The sequence below is a fragment of the Amycolatopsis vastitatis genome (genome assembly GCF_002234595.1).
In the GTDB taxonomy this organism is placed as follows: domain Bacteria; phylum Actinomycetota; class Actinomycetes; order Mycobacteriales; family Pseudonocardiaceae; genus Amycolatopsis; species Amycolatopsis vastitatis.
The window spans coordinates 1-17,995 of sequence record NZ_NMUL01000057.1 but is presented as its reverse complement, the minus strand read 5'-3'; the positions used below and the strand labels follow the sequence as shown (position 1 = coordinate 17,995).

Sequence of the window (17,995 nt, the reverse complement as noted above, 5' to 3'; positions counted from 1 at the left end):
ACCCCGACAGTTCCGGGCCGTGCGACGGGGCGGATCGGCGCCGCGGCCGGGGCCGGGCGTGCGAACGGTCCGTTCGGGCCGTGCCGACGGCACGAACGGACCGTTCGAACCCCGGCGGCAGCGCGGACGGATGATTCGCCCCGCGGCGGCAGTACGAGCGATCACTTACGCCGCGGCGGCAGCACGAACGGACCGTTCAGGCTGCGGCAGCCGCGCGAAAGGACCGTTCGGACCGTGTCAACGGCACGAGCGGACCGTTCGCGCCGCGGCGGCCCGGCAAGCCGCGGAAAGTGTCGGTGCCTGCCGGTAGCGTGGAAAACGGGGGGCGCCCCCAGAGCCGCGCCGCGCCGCCTGGTCAGTGGTGGTGGAAGTACTCCTCGATGACTTCCCAGCGGGCCAGGTTGTGCCGGGCGTCGGCGAGGGCGTCGTGCTGGTCGGTCGGGGCCGCCGGGAGCTTCGGCTTGCCCGCGTCCTCCCAGCGCTGGCGCAGGTCACGCGTGAACCTCGGCAGCTGCCGGGGCAGCGCCGGCATCGGGCCCCACAGCTGGGCGAGCGCGACGTGGTCGTACGCGGCGAACCACGCCCACAGCTCGATGCCGCCCGGTGGCTTGCCGAAGAACTCCAGCAGGTCGGTGCGGATCTTCTCGCGGCTGCGCCAGGCCGGGTCCGCGGGCGAGGGCAGCTTGTCCAGGACGTGGTCGCGGACCCACGCTCCCGCGCGGGCCGGGTCGAACTCGGTCGACACCGCGTAGAACTCGCGGCCCCGCTCGTCCACCACTCCGATCGACACCAAATCGATCGTCACGCCGTCTTCGATGAACTCGGTGTCGTAGAAAAAACGCACTGGTGGAAACTAGCAGTGGCGCGAAGCGCCTCCGTTGAGGGCGGCGGCCGGGAGGAAGCCAGAGGTGGGTCAGCCGACCTTCGAGTCCGGCACCCGGGCCGCGTCGCGTGCGCCAGGCTGCGCGGGCACCGAAGGTTTCACCCCCGCGGCCTCGGCCGCCAGGAGCTCCTTCGCCTTCGCCGCGTAGATGTCGACGTACTCCTGACCGGACAGCTCCATCAGGGCGTACATGATCTCGTCGGTGATGGACCGCTCGATGAAGCGGTCGCCCGCGAGGCCCTCGTACCGCGAAAAGTCGAGGGGCTTGCCGAACCGGACCTCGAGGCGGCGCGGCCACCACATCTTGGAACCGATCGGGTTGACCTTGTCCGTGCCGATCATCGCCACCGGGACCACCACGCCGCCGGACTCCAGGGCGATCCGGGCCACGCCCGTCTTGCCCTTGTACAGGCGTCCGTCCGGGGAGCGCGTGCCCTCCGGGTAGATACCGAGCAGGTGGCCCTCGCGAACCAGGCGGATCGCCGTGTCGAGCGCGGCCTGCGCGGCGTTGCCGCCCGACCGGTCGATCGGGAACTGGCCGACGCCGGTGAAGAACCACTTCTTGAGCGTGCCCTTGAAGCCGGGCTCGGTGAAGTACTCGGACTTGGCCGGGAAGGTCACCTTGCGCTTGACCCGCAGCGGCATGAAGAACGAGTCCGCGACCGCCAGGTGGTTGCCCGCCAGGATCGCGCCGCCGGTCTCGGGGATGTTCTCCGCGCCGACGACCTTGGTCGGCCAGAGCGCCTTGAGCAGCGGTCCGAGGAACACCCACTTCATGAGCCAGTACAGCACCGGTGCCTCAGTCCTCCATCGCAGCCGCAGCCCCTGTTCACCCGCGTCGGACAGCCTACGAAGCCGGGTGGCCGCCGCACAACGCAGACCACCCGGTTACCACTTCCGCAGCGATCGATCTCACAGCGAATTCCGGGCCCGGGCGGACGCCCACAACGCTCGCCGGGCGTGAGAGCATGGATGGACTGCCCCGCTCACATGGAAGGCGATCGCATGGGCGTGCTCGCCGGCGCGGAACCGTTCGGCCACACCGGTTCGGCCGAGACCGGGTTCCTGCTCTGCCACGGGTTCACCGGTACCCCGGCGAGCATGCGGGCCTGGGGAGACCACCTGGCCGGGGCCGGGTTCACGGTGCGCTGCCCGCTGCTGCCCGGCCACGGCACCCGCTGGCAGGACCTCAACCGCACGACGTGGGAGGACTGGTACGGCGCGGTCCGCGAGGCGCTGCTCGCGCTGCTGGCGACGTGCAAGACCGTCTTCGTCGGCGGCCTGTCGATGGGCGGCACCCTCACGCTGCGCCTCGCCGAGGAGTTCGGCGACCGGATCGCCGGGATCGTGCTGGTCAACCCGTCCGTGACGCGGCTGAAGTGGGACACGCGGCTGCTGCCGGTGCTGGGCCGGGTGGTGCCGTCGGTGCCGGCGATCGCGAACGACATCAAGAAGCCGGGCGAGACCGAGCTGGCCTACCCGCGGACCCCGGTGCGCGCGGCGGCGAGCCTGGCGCGGCTGTGGGCGGTCGTGCGCGCCGACCTGGCCAAGGTGACGCAGCCGGTGCTGCTGCTGCACTCGTCGGTCGACCACGTCGTCGAGCCGGTGAACTCGCAGCTGGTGCTGAACGGCGTGTCGAGCACCGACGTCACCGAGGTCGTGCTCGAAGACAGCTACCACGTGGCGACGCAGGACAACGACGCCGAGGTGATCTTCACGCGCAGCGTCGAGTTCGCGAAGGCGCACGCCGCCCAGCCGGAGGAGACCGCATGAGCCGCGGGAAGGACGGGCCGGAGGACGTCGACGCGACGTTCGCCGAGATCGTCGCCGACCTGCGGGCCGGCGGGTTCGGGCTCCCCGAAGAAGACACCGCGGACACCACGGACACCGGCGCCGCCACCGCGCCCGGGGTGGGCGCGGAGAACGAGTCGCGGAAGACGCCGGAGCGGCCCGCCGAGCCGCCGGTCGTGGACACCCCGCCGGAGCCCGGCTGGCGGTCCGGCGGCACGTCGTGGGACGCCACGATGTTCTCCGACGACCCCGCGGACGACGACGAGCACTACATCCCGCCGGAGCCGCCGCCGCTGCCGCGGCCGAAGATGGGCGCGTTCCTCATCCTGCTGCTGTTCCTGTCCGGGCTGTTCCTGCTGATCCTGCCCGGCGCGATCGGGGTCGGCCCGACGGTGGCGACGCCGCTGGGCATCCTCGCGCTCGCGACGTCGATCGCGCTGCTGCTGCTCCGCGTCCGCCAGGGGCCGCCGCCCGGCGCCGACCCCAGCAACGGCGCCCAGGTCTGACGCGCACGGCGATGCACATCGAGTTCAGCCCTTCGCGGCGATCGACCGTCGGCGCGGAGTGGGAGCTCGGCCTGGTGGACCGGCGCAGCGGCGAGCTGTCCTCGGTCGCCGAGCAGATCCTCGAGGCCGTCCGCCCGGACGGCGCGGCCGAGCACCCGAAGATCAAGCAGGAGCTGCTGCTCAACACCATCGAGATCATCACCGGGGTCTGCGACACGATCGCCGAGGTCAAGGCCGACCTGAACGACTCCCTCGACGTCGTGCACGGCGTCGCCGACCCGCTCGGCGTCGAGATGTTCTCGGCGGGGACGCACCCGTTTTCGAACTGGTACCAGCAGAAGGTCACCGACAAGGAGCGCTACGCCAAGCTCATCGACCGGACCCAGTGGTGGGGACGGCAGATGCTGATCTACGGCGTCCACATCCACGTCGGCATCGACCACCGCGAGAAGGTGCTGCCGATCCTCGACGGGCTGCTCAACTACGCGCCGCACCTGCAGGCGCTGTCGGCGTCGTCGCCCTACTGGGGCGCCGAGGACACCGGGTACGCGTCGAACCGGGCGCTGATGTTCCAGCAGCTGCCGACGGCCGGGCTGCCGTTCCAGTTCCGGAAGTGGGCGGAGCTGGAGAGCTACGTCGAGGACATGTTCACCACCGGCGTGATCGACAGCTTCTCGGAGATCCGCTGGGACATCCGGCCGTCGCCGAAGCTCGGCACGATCGAGATGCGCGTGTGCGACGGCCTGCCGACGCTGGAGGAGGTCGGCGCGATCGCGGCGCTGACGCAGTGCCTGGTCGACGACTTCAGCGAGCGCCTCGACGACGGCGAGATCCTGCCGTCGCTGCCGCCGTGGCACGTGCAGGAGAACAAGTGGCGCGCGGCCCGCTACGGCACCGACGCGATCGTCATCCTGGACGCGGCCGGGCGCGAGCGGCTGGTCACCGACGACGTGGTGGATCTGCTGGACCGGCTGGAGCCGGTGGCGCGGCGGCTCGGCTGCGTCCCGGAGCTGCGCGACGTCGAAACGATCCTGCGGTACGGGCCGAGCTACCAGCGGCAGCGGGCGGTTCGCGAACGGCACAAGGGCAGCCTCAAGGCCGTGATGGCGTCGCTGGTCGCCGAGATGCGGGACGGGATAGCGAAGGACTAGAGCTCGTCGAGCTGGGTCCGGAGCGTGCCGGGGCCGAGGATCGACGCGCCGTGCGCTTCCACGCGGCGGCGCAGCTCCCGGTCGGCGGTCGCGACCAGCACCTTGGCCTTCTGGTGCGCGACGACCTCGACGATCTTCGAGTCGCCGTCGGTGTCCGCCGCGACGACCTCGACGCCCGGGATCCCGGTGACGTTCCTGGCCTTGCCTTCGACGACCATGATGATCCGGGGCCACCAGGTGACCGCCGGGTCGGCCGGGTCCGGCACACCGGCTTCGGCGAGCTTCGCGAGCTGGTCGCGGAGGCGCTCGGCGGCGCCGTGCCGGTCGCGCCACCAGCCGTCCGGCCGCGAGCCGACGACGTTGGCCGCGTCCACGACGAGGACCAGCTCCTGGCCCACGCGGTCGCGCAGATCCGGCCAGGCGGCGGCGAAGTCGCGGTGCAGCCGGTACCCGGGCACGTCGTCGGGGTCCACCCAGCGCACCTCCGCACTTTCGGTGTTGGCGGCCCGCGCCTCGGCTCCGTCGGCCAGGGCGAGCACGGTCGTGTAGCTCCAGTCCCCATGGTCCACCACGGACGCGGCGACCGCGCGGAAGGCCTCGGCGGAGATGGCGGCCTCTTCGAGCGCTTCGCGGGCAGCCGCGCCTCTCGCGGTCTCCCCGGCTTCGATGGCGCCGCCGGGCAAGGCCCAGGTGCGGCCGTGGTGCACCCACCAGGCGCGTCTTTGGAGCAGGACACCGCGGGCGGGGTCGGCGAGCAGCAGGCCGGCGGCGCCGTAGCGGCCCCAGTGCAGCCGCCCGCAGGAGCAGCGGACGAACACGCTCGCGGACGGCCGGCTCACCCGACCAGCGTGACACACTGCGGCATGGTCCGCTTCGATCAGCTCAAGAGCTCCTTCTGGCGGGACGGCCCCGGTGAAGCGCTGACGGATGACGCGCTCGCCCGCGCCGAACGGGAGTTGAGTGTCCGGCTGCCCGCCGAGCTGGCCGAGCTGCTGCGCCTGCGGGACGGCGGGACGGTCGCCGACGGCTGCGACGCCTTTCCCACCCGCGAGCCGACCTCCTGGAGCGAGACGCACGTTCCGTTCGACCTGCTCCACGGCGTGGGCTCCGGCGCCGGGATCTCCCTGCTGGACTCGGCCTACCTGGTCGGCGAGTGGGGCCTGCCCGCCTCGATCGTGCTGTTGTCGGGAGACGGGCACACGTGGATCGGCCTCGACTACCGCCGATCGGCGACCCCGGCCGTGACGTGGTTCGACGCCGACCGCGAAACCGAACTTCCGCTGGCGCCGACGTTCCGGGACTTCGCCGAAGGTCTCGTGCCCGCGGCGAACTTCCCCTGGGCCTGATCAGACCGGGGGCTTCCGGCGGCCACTCCGACCACCGATGATCGCCGTCAAGGCGATGCCCACCACGATGCCGCCGAGCAACACGAAGGCCAGCACCATGCTCGGCACCAGCGGCTTGATCCAGAACTGCGCCACCAGCATCCAGCCGGCCAACGGTGTCCACGCCGCGATCGCCTTCAGCCACTTGCGACGCGCCTTCCGCAGCAGAAGACCGCCGGCCACGATCAAGACCGCGCCACCCACGCCGATCCACAGGTCCACTGTCCCCTCCCGGAACCTGGATACCCGGTTCACGGACGGGTGACACCGCCGGTGTGCTCCGTTCCGAGCAGCCCCGTTTTCCACGCTACCGGGGGCCACCGACAGTTCCGGTCGGCCGGGCAGCGGGTCAGACGGGTGCTTTGGCCGCTTCCAGGGCGAGGGCCGCCGCGCCGACGATCGCCGTGTCGTCGCCCAGGTGAGCCGTTCGGATCCTCGCCAACGGGCGGTGGCGGGCTCCCGTGATCGCGCCCGCGTAGTGCTCGCGGGCCTCGTCCAGGAACAGGGGCGCCGACTCCGATACTCCGCCGCCGATCACGATGATCTCCGGGTCGAACACGTCCGCGACCAGGGCCAGGCCCTCGCCCAGCCACTTCGCCAGCTCCGCCATGGCCAGCTGGGCGATCGGGTCGCCGTCGCGGGCCGCTCCGGCCACCCGGCGGCCCGTCACCGAGCCCGGGTCGCCCGCCACCTGCGGGGCCAGCACCGTCGACCGGCCCGGGTGCCGCGCGAGCAGCTCCACCGCCGTCGCCGCCAGGGCCGTTCCGCTGCAGTAACGCTCCCAGCAGCCGTACTTGCCGCACGGGCACGGCCGGCCGCCCCGGACCACCGTCAGGTGGCCCAGCTCCGGCGCCACGCCGTACGCGCCGCGATAGAGCTTGCCGTCCAGCAGGAGGCCCGCGCCGATGCCCGTGCCCAGTGCCACCAGCGCCGCCACCTGGGCGCCGCGGGCCGCGCCGAAGCGGTGCTCGCCGACGATCGCCGAATTGACGTCGTGCTCCAGCAGCACCGGCAGGCCGACGCGCTTTTCGATCCGGTCGGCGACCGGGGCGCCGCGCCACGCCAGGTGCGGCGCGAACATCACCGACCGGCGGTCGCGCGCCACGAACCCGGCCACGGCCAGGCCGACCCCGGCCACTTCGTGCCGGTTGCGCAGGTCCTCGACCACGCCGGCGATAGCGTCCTCGAGGGCGCCCTCCTCGGTCGGTGTCGCGACGCGGGCCGTGTCGAGCAGGGAGCCGCGTTCGTCCACCACGCCGGCCCGGATGCTCGTCCCGCCGACGTCCACCCCTATCGTCCGCACTCAGCTCTCCCACTCGTCGCGCCTGCGGACGGCGATGTGCTGCACCCTGGCCGACACCGTGGCGTCCGCCGCGGGCCGCGGCGCGGGCCGGAACCCGGGCATGTGCACGCCCTCCTGCGGCTCCCAGCGGTCCGCGAGCACCGCGCGCAGCAGGGCGACCAGCTGCGCGAGCTGCTCGGCCAACCGCGCGACCAGCTCGGGCCGTTCCCCCCGCACCACCGCGACGATCGCACAGAGCGGGCACCAGCCGCACGCCGAACCGTCCGGTTTCCCCTCGTCAGGGGTCCCGTAACCACCGGGGCTTCGCCCCGGGCCGGGGGCTCCGCCACCCGGAACCCCCGAAAAGAAGTTGCCGTGGCCGGCCGCGAGCACGCCTTCGAGCCACGGCGCCGCCTTCTCCACGACCATTTCGGCGAGCAGGCGGATCTCCTCCGCCAGGCGCGGCCCGTGTTCCTCTTCGCTCACCCGCGTCCCCGGTTCCCGGCCAGGCTCACGACCAGGCCGTCGGCGTCGGATTCCGCGCCGGTGATCCGGCACGGCCGCAGCGACTCCGGCAGGGCGATGAGCCTGCGGAAGCCGTCCACGGTGATCGCCAGGTCGTCGTCGACGCGGGCGAGATCGACCTCGGCGTCCCGCGCGAGCGGGATCGCGACGCGCAGGGTGTACCCGTCCGGGGCGCGCCGCACGCGCAGCAGCGGGGTGACAGGAGTCCCGTTGCCGTCCAGGGGGTCGCCGCCGCGGTACAACTCGGCGGCGATCTCCAGCAGCGCGGGCAGCCCGACCGGTTCGGCGGCGCGGTGCTCGACCCGCGCGACCGGCGCGATCCCGGTGGCGCCGAGTTCGGCGAGCACGGCGTCCTGCTGCGCGCGGCGCGTGCGCAGCCACGCCGCGGCGCCGCCGCGCCAGAACCCGGGCGCGGGCATCAGCCGGTTCGCGATCAGGCCGTCGACGGCGATACCGCGCAGGGCCAGCGAACTGAGCGTGCGCCGCGCCTCGGCGACGACCACCCGTTCCGGCGTCAGCACCAGCCGGACCGTCGTCACCGCCGGGTCGGTGAGCAGCGCGCGCAGGCCGTCGAGGTGGACGCCGAGCCGGCGCACCGGCTCGGTGACGCGGCGCCCGAACACGCGGGGCAGGTAGCCCGAGACGGCCTCGGGCAGGGCGAGCAGCCGCAGCGTTTCGGCCGTCGGCCCGCAGTCGACGACGATGGTGTCCCACCGGCCGTCCTCGGCCAGCCGGCGGACCTCGGTCAGGGCGAGCAGCTCGTCGACGCCGGGCAGCACGGTGAGCTCTTCGGCGTCCAAGGTGTCGAGTCCGGCGCCGGCCAGGACGGCCTGCAGCTCCGCGCGCAGCCGGTGCCAGGTGGTGTCCACCAGCGTCCGCGCGTCGACCTGCACGCCGGCGAGTAGAGTGTCCACTTCGGACGGTTCCGCGCCGAGGGCGTGACCGTAGGCGTCGGCGAGCGAGTGCGCCGGGTCCGTGGACACGACGAGCGTCTTCCTGCCGCGGGCGGCGAGGGCGGCGCCGGTGGCCGCGGCCAGCGTGGTCTTCCCGACACCCCCCTTGCCGGTGAACAGCAGGATCCGCACCCGCCTACCCCTCGGCCCGCTTCTTGAGCTCCTTCAGCGCGGTGTCCATGACCATCTTCTCGGCCTTGCGGCGCAGCAGGCCGATCATCGGCAGCGCCAGCTCGACCGACAGCGTGTACGTCACGCGGGTGCGGCCGCCGCCGAGGTCGGCCAGCGCGTACCGGCCGTTCTGCGCCTTCTGCATCTGGCCCTTGACCAGGTGCCAGCTGACGCCGAGGCCGTCGTCGTCCCAGTCGTATTCGAGGGTGTAGACGTCCTTGATCGGGCCCGCGTCGAGGGTCAGCTTGACCTGCTTGGCCCGCCCGCCGTCGTCGGTGTCGAGGACCTCGGTCTGCCGGACGGCCTTGGCCCATTCCGGGTACGCGGGGAAGTCGGCGATCACGGCCATCACCCGGCTGGGCTCGGCGTCGACCTCGATGGACTGTGTGGACTGCTCGGCCATGGGTCGAAGCGTAGCCGCCGCGGTTGGTCACCAGCGCAGCACGTAGGGCAGCCCGGTCTCCTTGAAGTGACCCACGTTACGGCACTCGGTCAGGCCGACCCGGGCGCGGGCGGCCAGGGGCTGGTGCACGTGCCCGAACACCGACCAGCGCGGCCGCTGCGCCCGGATCAGCTCCAGCAGCGCCGTCGAACCGATCTCGCTGCGGCGCGCCACGACGTCGTAGGTCAGCTCCGGCAGGGCGGGCGGCCCGTGCGTGCAGAGGACGTCGACGCCGGTGAGCGCGGCGACCCCGCGGTCGTAGTCCTCGCGATCCCGCAGGTAGGGCCGCCAGGCGGCACCCTTGCGGCGGCGCGGGACGACGCCGTCGGGCAACAGCGCGCCGCCCACGAACCCGAACCGCAGGCCGCCGATCTCGGCCACCTCGCCGTCCAGCACCCGGACGCCCTCGCCGGTGAACTCCGGCCACAGCGCCGGGGTGTCGACGTTGCCGGGCGTGGCGTAGGTGGGCGCGGTCATCGCCGCGAACAGCGTCGCGTACTGGGCGCGGATGGCCTCGTCGACCGCGCCGGCCGGGTCGTCGAGGCTCGCCCAGAGCGTCCGCGAGTAGGCAACGGTTTCGTCACGGGTGCCCTCGCGGCGCAGGCGGGCGAACTCGCCGACCTTCTCGGCGCCGAACAGGGCGCCCATGATGCCCTTGTCGTGGTCGCGGTAGTCGACGAAGTCGATCAGGTCGCCGAGCACGACCAGGGCGTCGGCCCCCTCCCCCGCGCGCTTCAGCGCGTCGGCGTTGCCGTGCACGTCCGAAACGACGTGTACCCGCACCCCTGGCCCCCTAGCCTTCGCCGCGCGGAGGAACGCCGGGCTCGCGCCCGTCCTCCAGGATCTCCTTGAGCCCGAGAGCGATCGCCTTCGCCGCACGGGCACGCCGGTCGAACTCCCGGCGCAGGTCGCGCGGCGCCAGCGCACGGGGCGTCCCCGCCGCGTCCGCGGGTGTCGCCCGCAGGAAGTAGTGCAGCAGGGTGCCGTCGAGCACCGGCTCGAGCCAGACCTCCATCGTACCGACGAGGGCACCCCGCACCGTCCAGCGCAGGCCCCGGTCGCCGCGGTCGGTGTAGACCTCGAGGACCAGGTCGGGCCAGTAGCGCGGCCAGGACGCGGGATCGGCGAAGGCGGCGGCCACGGTCGACGGCGGGACCACGAGGAACGTCTCGTCGACGATGTCGAGTGAAGGTGGCGCGTTCACGTGCGAAGAATGTCACGCCCTGGCCGTGCAGGGTCGATCAGCATGGTCTTAAGGTGCACACCACGCTAAGTTGACTGGCGGGTAACAGCGGTGTCACCTGCCGCACGCGTTGAACACGGAGGTCCACGTGCGCGAATACAGCGCTCCCGCCGGCAAGCCGGTGGCCGACGACGAAAACATGTCCGACGTCGTCTGGGCGAACGCCGAGCGGTTCTCCGACGTGGTGAGCTTCCGCCGCCAGGTCGAGGGCAGCTGGCTGGACGTGACCGCCAAGGAGTTCGCGGCCGAGGTGCTGGCCGTGGCCAAGGGGATGGCGAAGGCCGGGATCGGCCGCGGCGACCGCGTCGCGATCATGTCGAAGACCCGCTACGAATGGACGCTGATCGACTTCGCGATCTGGGCGGCCGGCGCGGTGACCGTCCCGATCTACGACACCTCGTCGGCCGAGCAGGTGCACTGGATCCTCTCCGACTCGGCCGCCAAGGCCGTGTTCGTCGAGACGAACGGGCACGCCGGCGCGGTGGAGCAGGTCCGGGACCGGCTGACCGACCTGCGGAACACCTGGCAGATCGAAGGCGACAACCCGGCCGTCGAGATGCTCGCCGCCCTCGGCGCCGAGCTGTCCGACGACGAGCTGCACGACCGGCGGCGCGAGGTCTCCGCGGACGAGCTCGCCACGATCGTCTACACCTCGGGCACCACCGGCCGCCCCAAGGGCGTCGAGCTGACCCACCGCAACCTGCTGGCCGAGATCCGCGCCGACATCGAGGCGTTCCCGCAGCTCATGGAGCAGGGCAACTCGCTGCTGTGCTTCCTGCCGCTGGCGCACGTGCTGGCCCGCGCGATCGCCGTCACCGCGCTGACCGCCCGCGTCACCCTCGGGCACACCCCCGACGTGAAGAACCTGGTCGCCGACCTCGGCACGTTCCGGCCGACGTTCGTCGTCGCCGTGCCGCGCGTGTTCGAGAAGGTCTACAACTCGGCGAAGCAGAAGGCCCACAGCGAGGGCAAGGGCAAGATCTTCGACGCCGCCGAGGCCACCGCCGTCGCCTACAGCGAAGCCCAGGACAAGGGCGGTGCCGGGCTCGGGCTGAAGCTCAAGCACCTGGCGTTCGACAAGCTCGTCTACGGCAAGCTGCGCGCGGCCCTCGGCGGCCGCTGCGTCGCGGCCGTGTCGGGCGGCGCCCCGCTCGGCGCGCGGCTGGCGCACTTCTTCCGCGGCATCGGCGTCCCGGTGTTCGAGGGCTACGGCCTCACCGAGACGTCCGCGGCGGCGAACGTCAACACGCAGACGGCGTTCCGCGTCGGCACGGTCGGCAAGCCGGTCAACGGCACGTCGGTCCGCATCGCCGACGACGGCGAGGTCATGCTCAAGGGCGACGTCGTGTTCCGGGCGTACTACAACAACCCGCAGGCCACGAAGGAAGCGCTCACCGACGGCTGGTTCCACACGGGCGACCTCGGCGAGCTGGACGCGGACGGGTTCCTGAAGATCACCGGCCGCAAGAAGGAGATCATCGTGACGGCGGGCGGCAAGAACGTCGCCCCGTCCGGCCTCGAGGACACGATCAAGGCGTCCCCGCTGGTGAGCCAGGCGATGGTGGTCGGCGACCAGCGGCCGTTCATCGCGGCGCTGGTGACGGTGGACGAGGAGTACTTCCCGTCCTGGAAGTCCCAGCACGGCAAGCCGGCGTCGGCCACGGTCGCGGACCTTTCCTCGGATGCCGACCTGCTCGCGGAGATCCAGGCCGCGGTCGACGAGGCGAACAAGTCCGTGTCCAAGGCCGAAGCGATCAAGAAGTTCACGGTCCTGGCCAACGACTTCACCGAGCAGGGCGGCGAGATCACGCCGAGCCTGAAGCTGAAGCGCAACGTGGTCTCGAAGAACTACGCCGACGACATCGAGGGCCTGTACAAGAAGTAGTCACTCGAGGAGCCGTTGGGCCGCGATGAAGTCGCGGTACCAGCGGTAACTCGATCTCGGCGTGCGCCGCTGGGTCTCGTAGTCCACGTGGACCAGGCCGAAGCGGTGCTTGTACCCGTGCGCCCACTCGAAGTTGTCCAAAAGGGACCAGCAGAAGTAGCCACGCAGGTCGACGCCCGCCGTCGCGGCCGTGCGGGCCGCTTCGATGTGCTCGTTCAAGAAGCTGATGCGCTCGTAGTCCGCGAAATCACTCCGGTCCGCGTACACGCAGCCGTTCTCCGTGACGTACACCGGCGGCAGGCCCGGGTACCGGTTGTGCAGGCCGACTAGGGCTTCCGTGAGGCCCTCCGGCTCCACCGGCCAGCCCATGCCCGTGCGCGGGACGTCCGGCAGCCGCGAAGTGTCCACTCCGATGTCCGCCACCGTCCGCGATGCCGGGTCCGGCTCGCGGTGCGGCGCGTCCGCGACGTGCAGGCGGTAGTAGTAGTTCACGCCCAGGTAGTCGAGAGGCTCGCCGATGATCGACAGGTCGTCGTCGTGGCGGAACGAGAAGTCCGAGACCCCGTCGAACATCGCCGTCAGGCCCGGTGCGTACCGGCCGCCGAACAGCGGGTCGGTGAACTGGCGGCGCAGCAGGGTGTCCTGACGCGCGGCCGCCGCGGCGTCGGCGGCCGTAGACGACACCGGGACCGCCGGTGACTGGTTGAGCACGATGCCGAACTGGTGCGGCAGCGCCGCCTGCTCGCGCATCGCCCGGACCGCCAGGCCGTGGCCGAGCAGCAGGTGGTGGGCGGCCGCCAGCGCGCCGTGCCCCTCCCGGGCTCCCGGCGCGTGGCGACCTTCGCCGTACCCCGCGACCGCGCAGGGGTACGGCTCGTTCAGCGTCGTCCAGTGGTCCACGACGTCGCCGAGCTCCTCGTGCACCAAGGCCGCGTACTCGGCGAACCGGAACGCCGTGTCGCGCGACCGCCAGCCGCCCGCGTCTTCCAGGGCCTGCGGCAGGTCCCAGTGGTACAGCGTCAGGAACGGCTCGATCCCCCGCTCCCGCAGCCCGTTCACGAGCTGCCGGTAGAAGCCGAGCCCCCGGCGCTCCACGCGGTGCCCGTCCGGCTGGATCCGCGGCCAGGACACCGAAAACCGGTAGCAATCGACGCCCAGCTCGGCGAGCAGGTCGAGGTCGGCACGCCACCGGTGGTAGTGGTCGGCCGCCGGTTCCCCGGTGTCGCCGCCGGCCACCGCGCCCGGCCGCGTCGCGAACGTGTCCCAAATGGACGGTCCGCGCCCGTCGGCGGTGGTGGCGCCCTCGATCTGAAACGCCGAAGTGGCCACGCCCCAGCGGAAGCCGGGCGGAAAACTCGCTTTTCGGGGGTCCGGGTGGCGAAGCCCCTGGCCCGGGGCGAAGCCCCGGTTGTCACTGCTGGAAGTCACGGTGAGCTCCGGGTGGGTCAGCCCTTGAGCGCGCCCTGCATGATGCCGCCGACGATCTGGCGGCCGAACAGCAGGAACACGAGCAGGACGGGGACGGTGCCGATGGTCGCGGCGGTGAGCACGAGCGTGTAGTCGGTGGTGTAGCCACTGGCCAGAGTGGACAGTGCGGTTTGGACGGTCGGGTTCTCCGGCACGAGCACCACCAGTGGCCAGAAGAAGTCGTTCCACGCCTGCATGAAGGTGAACAGCCCGAGCACCGCCGCGGCCGGGCGGGCCGCCGGCAGGGCCACGTGCCAGAACAGCCGCAGCGAGCCGCAGCCGTCCATCCGCCCGGCTTCCAGCAGCTCCAGCGGCAGCGCCCGCTCGAAGTACTGGCGCATGAAGAACACCCCGAACGCCGTCACCAGGCCCGGGACGATCACCGCCTGCAGCTCACCGGCCCACCCGAAGTCGGCCATCATCATGTACAGCGGCACGACGCCCAGCTCGGTCGGGATCGCCTGGGTGGCGACCACGACGAGCAGCAGCACCGTCCGCCCGCGGAAGCGCATCTTGGCGAAGGCGAACCCGGCGAGCGTCGAGAACAGCACCACCGAGACGGTGATCGTGCCCGCGACGATCAGCGAGTTCCCCAGCGCCAGCGCGAAGTCCGTCTCGTCGAAGACGCGGGCGATGTTCTCGAACAGGTGCCCGCCGGGCACGAGCACGGGCGGCACGCTCCCGACCGCCTCCGTCGTCTGCGAGGAGACGACGAACGACCAGTACACCGGGAACGCCGAACCGGCCAGGATCGCGATCAGCGCGGCGTAGGTCCACGGGCTCGCGACCCGTCTGCCGATGCGCCGGATCCGGCCGGGCGAAGCCGACGGCGGCGCGGGCGCGGCCGGGGTCAGCACGGTGGTCATGTCCGCTCCTCAGTCCGTCTGGATGCGCCGGGTCACCAGGTACGACAGGCCCGCGACGAGCATCGTGGCCACGGCCAGGATCAGCGCGATCGCCGAGCTGTAACCGAAGTCGTACTTGGTGAAGCCCTGCTCGTAGAGGTAGAGCGCGGCGGTCTGGAACTGCCGGTCCGACCCGCCGGTGGCGGCCGCCGTGCCCGGGTTGAACAGCAGCGGCTCGGCGAGCAGCCGCATGTTCCCGGTCGTCGCGATCACCGTGGAGAAGATGATCTGCGGCCGCAGCAGCGGCACGGTGATCCGCCAGAACTGCTGCCACCCCTTGGCGCCGTCGAGGGTGGCGGCCTCGTACATGCTCGACGGGATCGCCTGCATCGACGCCAGGAAGATCAGGGCGTGGTAGCCGGTCCAGCGCCACACCACCATCGACGCGATGGCGGTGTGCGAGCTGGCCGTGCCGGCCTGCCAGTCGATCTGCCCGGCGCCGAACCAGCTCAGCACCCAGTTGACCAGCCCGAAGTCCCGGCCGAACAGCTGCGCGAAGATGATCGTCACCGCCGCCACCGAGGTGATGTTCGGCAGGATCATCCCCATCCGGAACAGCATCCGCCCGCGCAGCCGCCGGTTGAGCAGGTGCGCGATGCCGAGCGCGAACAGGATCTGCGGGATCGTGGTCAGCAGCCACAGGCTGACCGTGTTCCCCATCGCGTTCCAGAAGTACGGGTCGTGGAACAGCAGCTGCTCGTAGTTGCCGAGCCCGATGAACCGCGCGCCTTCGGCGTCGATGAGGTTCCGCTTCTGCAGCGACACGAACGCCGTGTAGAGCAGCGGGAACAGCCCGAAGACGCCGAAGATGAGGAAGTACGGGCTGATGAAGCCGAACGGCGACAGCTTGACGTCCCACTTCTGCCGCCGCTCGGCGAAGGTCAGCGTTTTGACCGCAGTCATCACTTGATCTTCGCGACGTCACCGACCAGCTGCTGCCACGCCGCCGCGCCGTCCTGCTTGCCCTGCTCGACGCGCTGCATCGCGTTGCCGAACTCGGTCTGCACGTCCCCGGCCTTCGGGCCCTGGTACTGCGGGTTCAGCTTCTTCGCCGCGTCGGTGAACACCTTGCCCACCGGCGCGTTGTTGAAGAACGGGTTGGTGTAGCCGGTGATCTTCTGGTCGTCGTACAGCGACGGCACGGAAGGCAGCAAACCCTTGCTGGTGAAGACCTTCGCCTGCTGCTCGGGAGCGGTCAGCCAAGCGGCGAGCTCGGCCGCTTCCTTGGTGTGCTTGCCCGACTTCGGCACGGTCAGGTACGAGCCGCCCCAGTTGCCGCCCCCGCCGGGCACGGCCGCGACGTCCCACTTGCCCGCGGTGTCCGGCGCCTGGTCCTTGATCTTGGTCATCATCCACGCCGGGCAGGTGACGGTCGCGAACTGGCCCTGGGTGAACCCGGTGTTCCACTGCGGCGTGCTGTAGAGCAGCCCGGCGCTCAGGTTCGCCTTGACCGCGTCGGCCACGAGGTCCCAGCCCTGGCGCAGCGCCGGGTTGCTGCCCACGACGATCTGGTCGTTCTGGTCGTAGTAGCCGACCGGTGCCTGGCCGACGATCGCGTTGAGCACGGTCGGGCCGCCGTCCATGAACTTGACGCCGTTCGGCGCCTGGGCCTGGAAGCGCTTGCCCGTTTCGAAGAACGCCTGCCACGTCGGCCAGAGCGCGGAAACGGCGTCCCGGTCCTCGGGCAGCCCGGCGGTCTTGAACATGTCGCGGCGGTAGCAGATGGCCAGGCCGCCGACGTCGGTGCCGTAGCCGATCTGCTGCCCGCCCTTGCCCAGCGAGGCCGCCCACTTCCAGCTCAGCCAGCGGTCCTTGAGCTTGTCCCCGCCGACGGTGTTGAGGTCGACGAACTTGTCCGGCGTCGCCTTGAACTGGGCGACGTACCCGGTGTCGATGGCCTCGATGTCCGCGGCGCCGGCGCCGGTGGCCAGATGCGCGGCGAGGTTCTTGTGGTGGTCGGAGTAGGCGGCGGTCCGCTCGGTGATCTCGACGTCCGGGTGCGCTGCCTGGTACTCCTTGATCAGGTCGGTGTAGCCGAAGTTGCCGAACAGGCCGAGGCTCAGCTTGATCTTGCCGCCGGTGGCGCCGCTGTCCCCGCAGGCGCTCAGCGCGGTGACCGCGGCCAGCGCGGCGCACGCCGCGGCGAGCAGGCGGATCGGGCGGTTCCTCGTTTTCGGGCGCATGAGATCTCCGTTGTTCTGCGGGCCGGTCGGGAAAACGCGGGTCCCATGAGAGCGCTCCCAGCCCGTCGCCGTCAAGTAACGAAATAGTAACGCCGTTCGGCGTTTACGCAGTCCGAGGTCGTGTGCTAGAGATGTAACCGGTTACAACACCGGAGGTTTGCCATGGTCACGGCCCGCGAAGTCGCACAGCTCTGCGGGGTTTCCGTCGCCACCGTGTCACGGGTCTTCAACCGCCCCGCCACGGTCAGCGCGGCGACGCGCGAACGCGTCGAACGCGTCGCACGGGACCTCGACTTTTCGCCGAACGAGTCGGCACGGGCGCTGTCGCGGCAGCAGTCGGCGATGGTCGGGCTGGTCTGGGACACCGACCACCGGCGGCCCGGCTGGCGGCACCCGTTCCTGCAGGACCTGTTGCTGGGCCTCAAATCCGCGCTGAGCTCGCACGGCTACCACCTGCTGCTGCTCGCCACGAGCGACGACGCCCGCGACCGCCACCCCGGCGTGTCGCTGGCCGACCCGATCGCCTACGTCGGCATGACCCGGCGGCACCACCTGGCCGGGCTGGTGCTCATCGACAGTGGGACGGACGCCGAGGCGTTCACGGCGTTCGCCCAGTCCGGGTTGCCGTGCGTCGCACTGGACGTGGCCCTGTCCGGACCGCGCGCGACCTACGTGACCTCGGACAACGCCGGGGGCGCGGCGGAGGCCGTCCGGCACCTGGCCGCCCTCGGGCACCGCCGGATCGCGACGATCACCGGCCCGCGCGGCAACGCGCCCGCCGCCGCCCGCACCGAGGGCTACCGGCGCGGCCTGGCCGAAGCCGGGCTGCCGGTGTCGGAGGACCTCGTGATCGGCGGCGACTTCTACCGCGAGAGCGGGTTCGTCGGCATGCGGCGGCTCCTGGCCCGCAAGGACCCGCCGACGGCCGTGTTCGCGGCCAGCGACGAGATGGCGGTCGGCGCACTGCTCGCGGCCCGCGCGGCCGGGCTGCGGGTGCCGGCGGAGCTGGCCGTGGTGGGCTTCGACGACATCGAGGTCGCCTCCCTGGTGGACCCGGCCCTCACCACGGTGGCCCAGGACAAGCCCGGCTTCGGCACGGCGGCGGCCGGCGCGATACTGGCGATGATCGGGAACGCGGAGGCGCCGGAACCGGCGCTGCTGCCCACGAAACTGGTGATCCGCGACTCCTGCGGCTCCCGGTCGTGAGTGAGAAACAGTGTTAG

General features: G+C 71.6%; 20 protein-coding genes. 6 read left to right on the top strand and 14 right to left on the bottom strand.

The features are described from left to right. Window positions 1-355 precede the first annotated feature (355 nt). A complete protein-coding gene (locus CF165_RS41105) occupies window positions 356-844 on the bottom strand; it encodes a polyadenylate-specific 3'-exoribonuclease AS (protein ID WP_093952997.1) in 489 nt (162 codons plus the stop codon). Between the two features lie 69 nt (window positions 845-913). Beyond that, complete coding sequence (locus CF165_RS41100; protein WP_093952996.1) at window positions 914-1,675, bottom strand: lysophospholipid acyltransferase family protein; 762 nt, start codon at window positions 1,673-1,675, stop codon at window positions 914-916. Window positions 1,676-1,888: 213 nt separating this feature from the next. On the opposite strand from CF165_RS41100, the gene CF165_RS41095 reads away from it, so the two are divergent. Genes CF165_RS41095 through CF165_RS41085 form a run of 3 tightly spaced genes read left to right on the top strand, consistent with a single transcriptional unit; the run spans window position 1,889 to window position 4,331 of the window. Then, window positions 1,889-2,656: an alpha/beta hydrolase gene (locus CF165_RS41095; RefSeq protein ID WP_093952995.1), complete on the top strand. Its 768-nt coding sequence runs from the start codon at window positions 1,889-1,891 to the stop codon at window positions 2,654-2,656. Beyond that, complete coding sequence (locus tag CF165_RS41090) at window positions 2,653-3,180, top strand: hypothetical protein (protein ID WP_093952994.1); 528 nt, start codon at window positions 2,653-2,655, stop codon at window positions 3,178-3,180. Before CF165_RS41095 ends, CF165_RS41090 begins: the two co-directional genes overlap by 4 nt. A gap of 11 nt (window positions 3,181-3,191) precedes the next feature. After that, window positions 3,192-4,331, top strand: coding sequence for a glutamate--cysteine ligase (locus CF165_RS41085; protein WP_093952993.1), 1,140 nt, complete (start codon window positions 3,192-3,194; stop codon window positions 4,329-4,331). On the opposite strand, the gene CF165_RS41080 is transcribed toward CF165_RS41085, so the two are convergent. Further along, window positions 4,328-5,170: an NUDIX domain-containing protein gene (locus tag CF165_RS41080; RefSeq protein WP_093952992.1), complete on the bottom strand. Its 843-nt coding sequence runs from the start codon at window positions 5,168-5,170 to the stop codon at window positions 4,328-4,330. The genes CF165_RS41085 and CF165_RS41080 overlap by 4 nt on opposite strands. Before the next feature lie 24 nt (window positions 5,171-5,194). Between CF165_RS41080 and CF165_RS41075 the strand changes: the two genes are divergently transcribed. Further along, the gene (locus CF165_RS41075; protein ID WP_093953077.1) at window positions 5,195-5,677 is read left to right on the top strand and encodes an SMI1/KNR4 family protein; all 483 of its coding nucleotides are present in this window, start codon (window positions 5,195-5,197) and stop codon (window positions 5,675-5,677) included. Here CF165_RS41075 and CF165_RS41070 read toward each other — a convergent pair whose 3' ends face one another. The 7 genes from CF165_RS41070 to CF165_RS41040 all read right to left on the bottom strand — a co-directional run bounded on the left by CF165_RS41070 (window position 5,678) and on the right by CF165_RS41040 (window position 10,293). Then, window positions 5,678-5,938, bottom strand: coding sequence for a hypothetical protein (locus tag CF165_RS41070; protein WP_093952991.1), 261 nt, complete (start codon window positions 5,936-5,938; stop codon window positions 5,678-5,680). It abuts the gene before it with no gap. A 127-nt stretch (window positions 5,939-6,065) separates the two neighbouring features. Then, window positions 6,066-7,004 carry an ROK family protein gene (locus CF165_RS41065; RefSeq protein ID WP_093952990.1) on the bottom strand — a complete coding sequence of 313 codons (939 nt, stop codon included), beginning with the start codon at window positions 7,002-7,004 and terminating at the stop codon, window positions 6,066-6,068. A 15-nt stretch (window positions 7,005-7,019) separates the two neighbouring features. Further along, window positions 7,020-7,484 (bottom strand): hypothetical protein, encoded by a 465-nt coding sequence (locus CF165_RS41060; RefSeq protein ID WP_093952989.1) that lies wholly within the window; start codon window positions 7,482-7,484, stop codon window positions 7,020-7,022. Then, a complete protein-coding gene (locus tag CF165_RS41055; protein WP_093952988.1) occupies window positions 7,481-8,608 on the bottom strand; it encodes an ArsA family ATPase in 1,128 nt (375 codons plus the stop codon). Before CF165_RS41055 ends, CF165_RS41060 begins: the two co-directional genes overlap by 4 nt. Window positions 8,609-8,612: 4 nt before the next feature. Then, a complete protein-coding gene (locus tag CF165_RS41050) occupies window positions 8,613-9,050 on the bottom strand; it encodes an SRPBCC family protein (RefSeq protein ID WP_020644935.1) in 438 nt (145 codons plus the stop codon). A gap of 27 nt (window positions 9,051-9,077) precedes the next feature. Next, on the bottom strand, window positions 9,078-9,872 hold the full coding sequence (locus CF165_RS41045) for a metallophosphoesterase family protein (RefSeq protein WP_093952987.1): 795 nt from the start codon (window positions 9,870-9,872) through the stop codon (window positions 9,078-9,080). A 10-nt stretch (window positions 9,873-9,882) separates the two neighbouring features. Beyond that, complete coding sequence (locus CF165_RS41040) at window positions 9,883-10,293, bottom strand: polyketide cyclase / dehydrase and lipid transport (protein WP_093952986.1); 411 nt, start codon at window positions 10,291-10,293, stop codon at window positions 9,883-9,885. A 127-nt stretch (window positions 10,294-10,420) separates the two neighbouring features. Between CF165_RS41040 and CF165_RS41035 the strand changes: the two genes are divergently transcribed. Beyond that, window positions 10,421-12,217, top strand: a complete 1,797-nt coding sequence (locus CF165_RS41035) for an AMP-dependent synthetase/ligase (RefSeq protein WP_093952985.1) — start codon at window positions 10,421-10,423, stop codon at window positions 12,215-12,217. On the opposite strand, the gene CF165_RS41030 is transcribed toward CF165_RS41035, so the two are convergent. From CF165_RS41030 to CF165_RS41015, 4 genes are read right to left on the bottom strand one after another with little or no spacing between them, the layout of a single operon-like run. Then, the gene (locus tag CF165_RS41030) at window positions 12,218-13,645 is read right to left on the bottom strand and encodes a GH1 family beta-glucosidase (RefSeq protein ID WP_276209764.1); all 1,428 of its coding nucleotides are present in this window, start codon (window positions 13,643-13,645) and stop codon (window positions 12,218-12,220) included. A gap of 17 nt (window positions 13,646-13,662) precedes the next feature. Beyond that, window positions 13,663-14,550, bottom strand: a complete 888-nt coding sequence (locus CF165_RS41025; protein WP_093952983.1) for a carbohydrate ABC transporter permease — start codon at window positions 14,548-14,550, stop codon at window positions 13,663-13,665. Between the two features lie 9 nt (window positions 14,551-14,559). Continuing rightward, window positions 14,560-15,492: a carbohydrate ABC transporter permease gene (locus CF165_RS41020; RefSeq protein ID WP_093952982.1), complete on the bottom strand. Its 933-nt coding sequence runs from the start codon at window positions 15,490-15,492 to the stop codon at window positions 14,560-14,562. Beyond that, window positions 15,492-16,772, bottom strand: a complete 1,281-nt coding sequence (locus CF165_RS41015; RefSeq protein ID WP_093952981.1) for an extracellular solute-binding protein — start codon at window positions 16,770-16,772, stop codon at window positions 15,492-15,494. Before CF165_RS41015 ends, CF165_RS41020 begins: the two co-directional genes overlap by 1 nt. 162 nt (window positions 16,773-16,934) lie before the next feature. Here CF165_RS41015 and CF165_RS41010 point away from each other — a divergent pair, with 162 nt between their 5' ends. Continuing rightward, the gene (locus tag CF165_RS41010; protein WP_093952980.1) at window positions 16,935-17,978 is read left to right on the top strand and encodes a LacI family DNA-binding transcriptional regulator; all 1,044 of its coding nucleotides are present in this window, start codon (window positions 16,935-16,937) and stop codon (window positions 17,976-17,978) included. Window positions 17,979-17,995: the final 17 nt, after the last annotated feature.

What these genes read in the sequence shown, in the direction of transcription:
- CF165_RS41095 (WP_093952995.1), top strand. Translation starts at nt 1,889, where the DNA reads ATGGGCGTGCTCGCCGGCGCGGAACCGTTCGGCCACACCGGTTCGGCC.
- CF165_RS41090 (WP_093952994.1), top strand. Translation starts at nt 2,653, where the DNA reads ATGAGCCGCGGGAAGGACGGGCCGGAGGACGTCGACGCGACGTTCGCC.
- CF165_RS41085 (WP_093952993.1), top strand. Translation starts at nt 3,192, where the DNA reads ATGCACATCGAGTTCAGCCCTTCGCGGCGATCGACCGTCGGCGCGGAG.
- CF165_RS41075 (WP_093953077.1), top strand. Translation starts at nt 5,195, where the DNA reads ATGGTCCGCTTCGATCAGCTCAAGAGCTCCTTCTGGCGGGACGGCCCC.
- CF165_RS41050 (WP_020644935.1), bottom strand. Translation starts at nt 9,050, where the DNA reads ATGGCCGAGCAGTCCACACAGTCCATCGAGGTCGACGCCGAGCCCAGC.
- CF165_RS41025 (WP_093952983.1), bottom strand. Translation starts at nt 14,550, where the DNA reads ATGACCACCGTGCTGACCCCGGCCGCGCCCGCGCCGCCGTCGGCTTCG.
- CF165_RS41020 (WP_093952982.1), bottom strand. Translation starts at nt 15,492, where the DNA reads ATGACTGCGGTCAAAACGCTGACCTTCGCCGAGCGGCGGCAGAAGTGG.
- CF165_RS41015 (WP_093952981.1), bottom strand. Translation starts at nt 16,772, where the DNA reads ATGCGCCCGAAAACGAGGAACCGCCCGATCCGCCTGCTCGCCGCGGCG.
- CF165_RS41010 (WP_093952980.1), top strand. Translation starts at nt 16,935, where the DNA reads ATGGTCACGGCCCGCGAAGTCGCACAGCTCTGCGGGGTTTCCGTCGCC.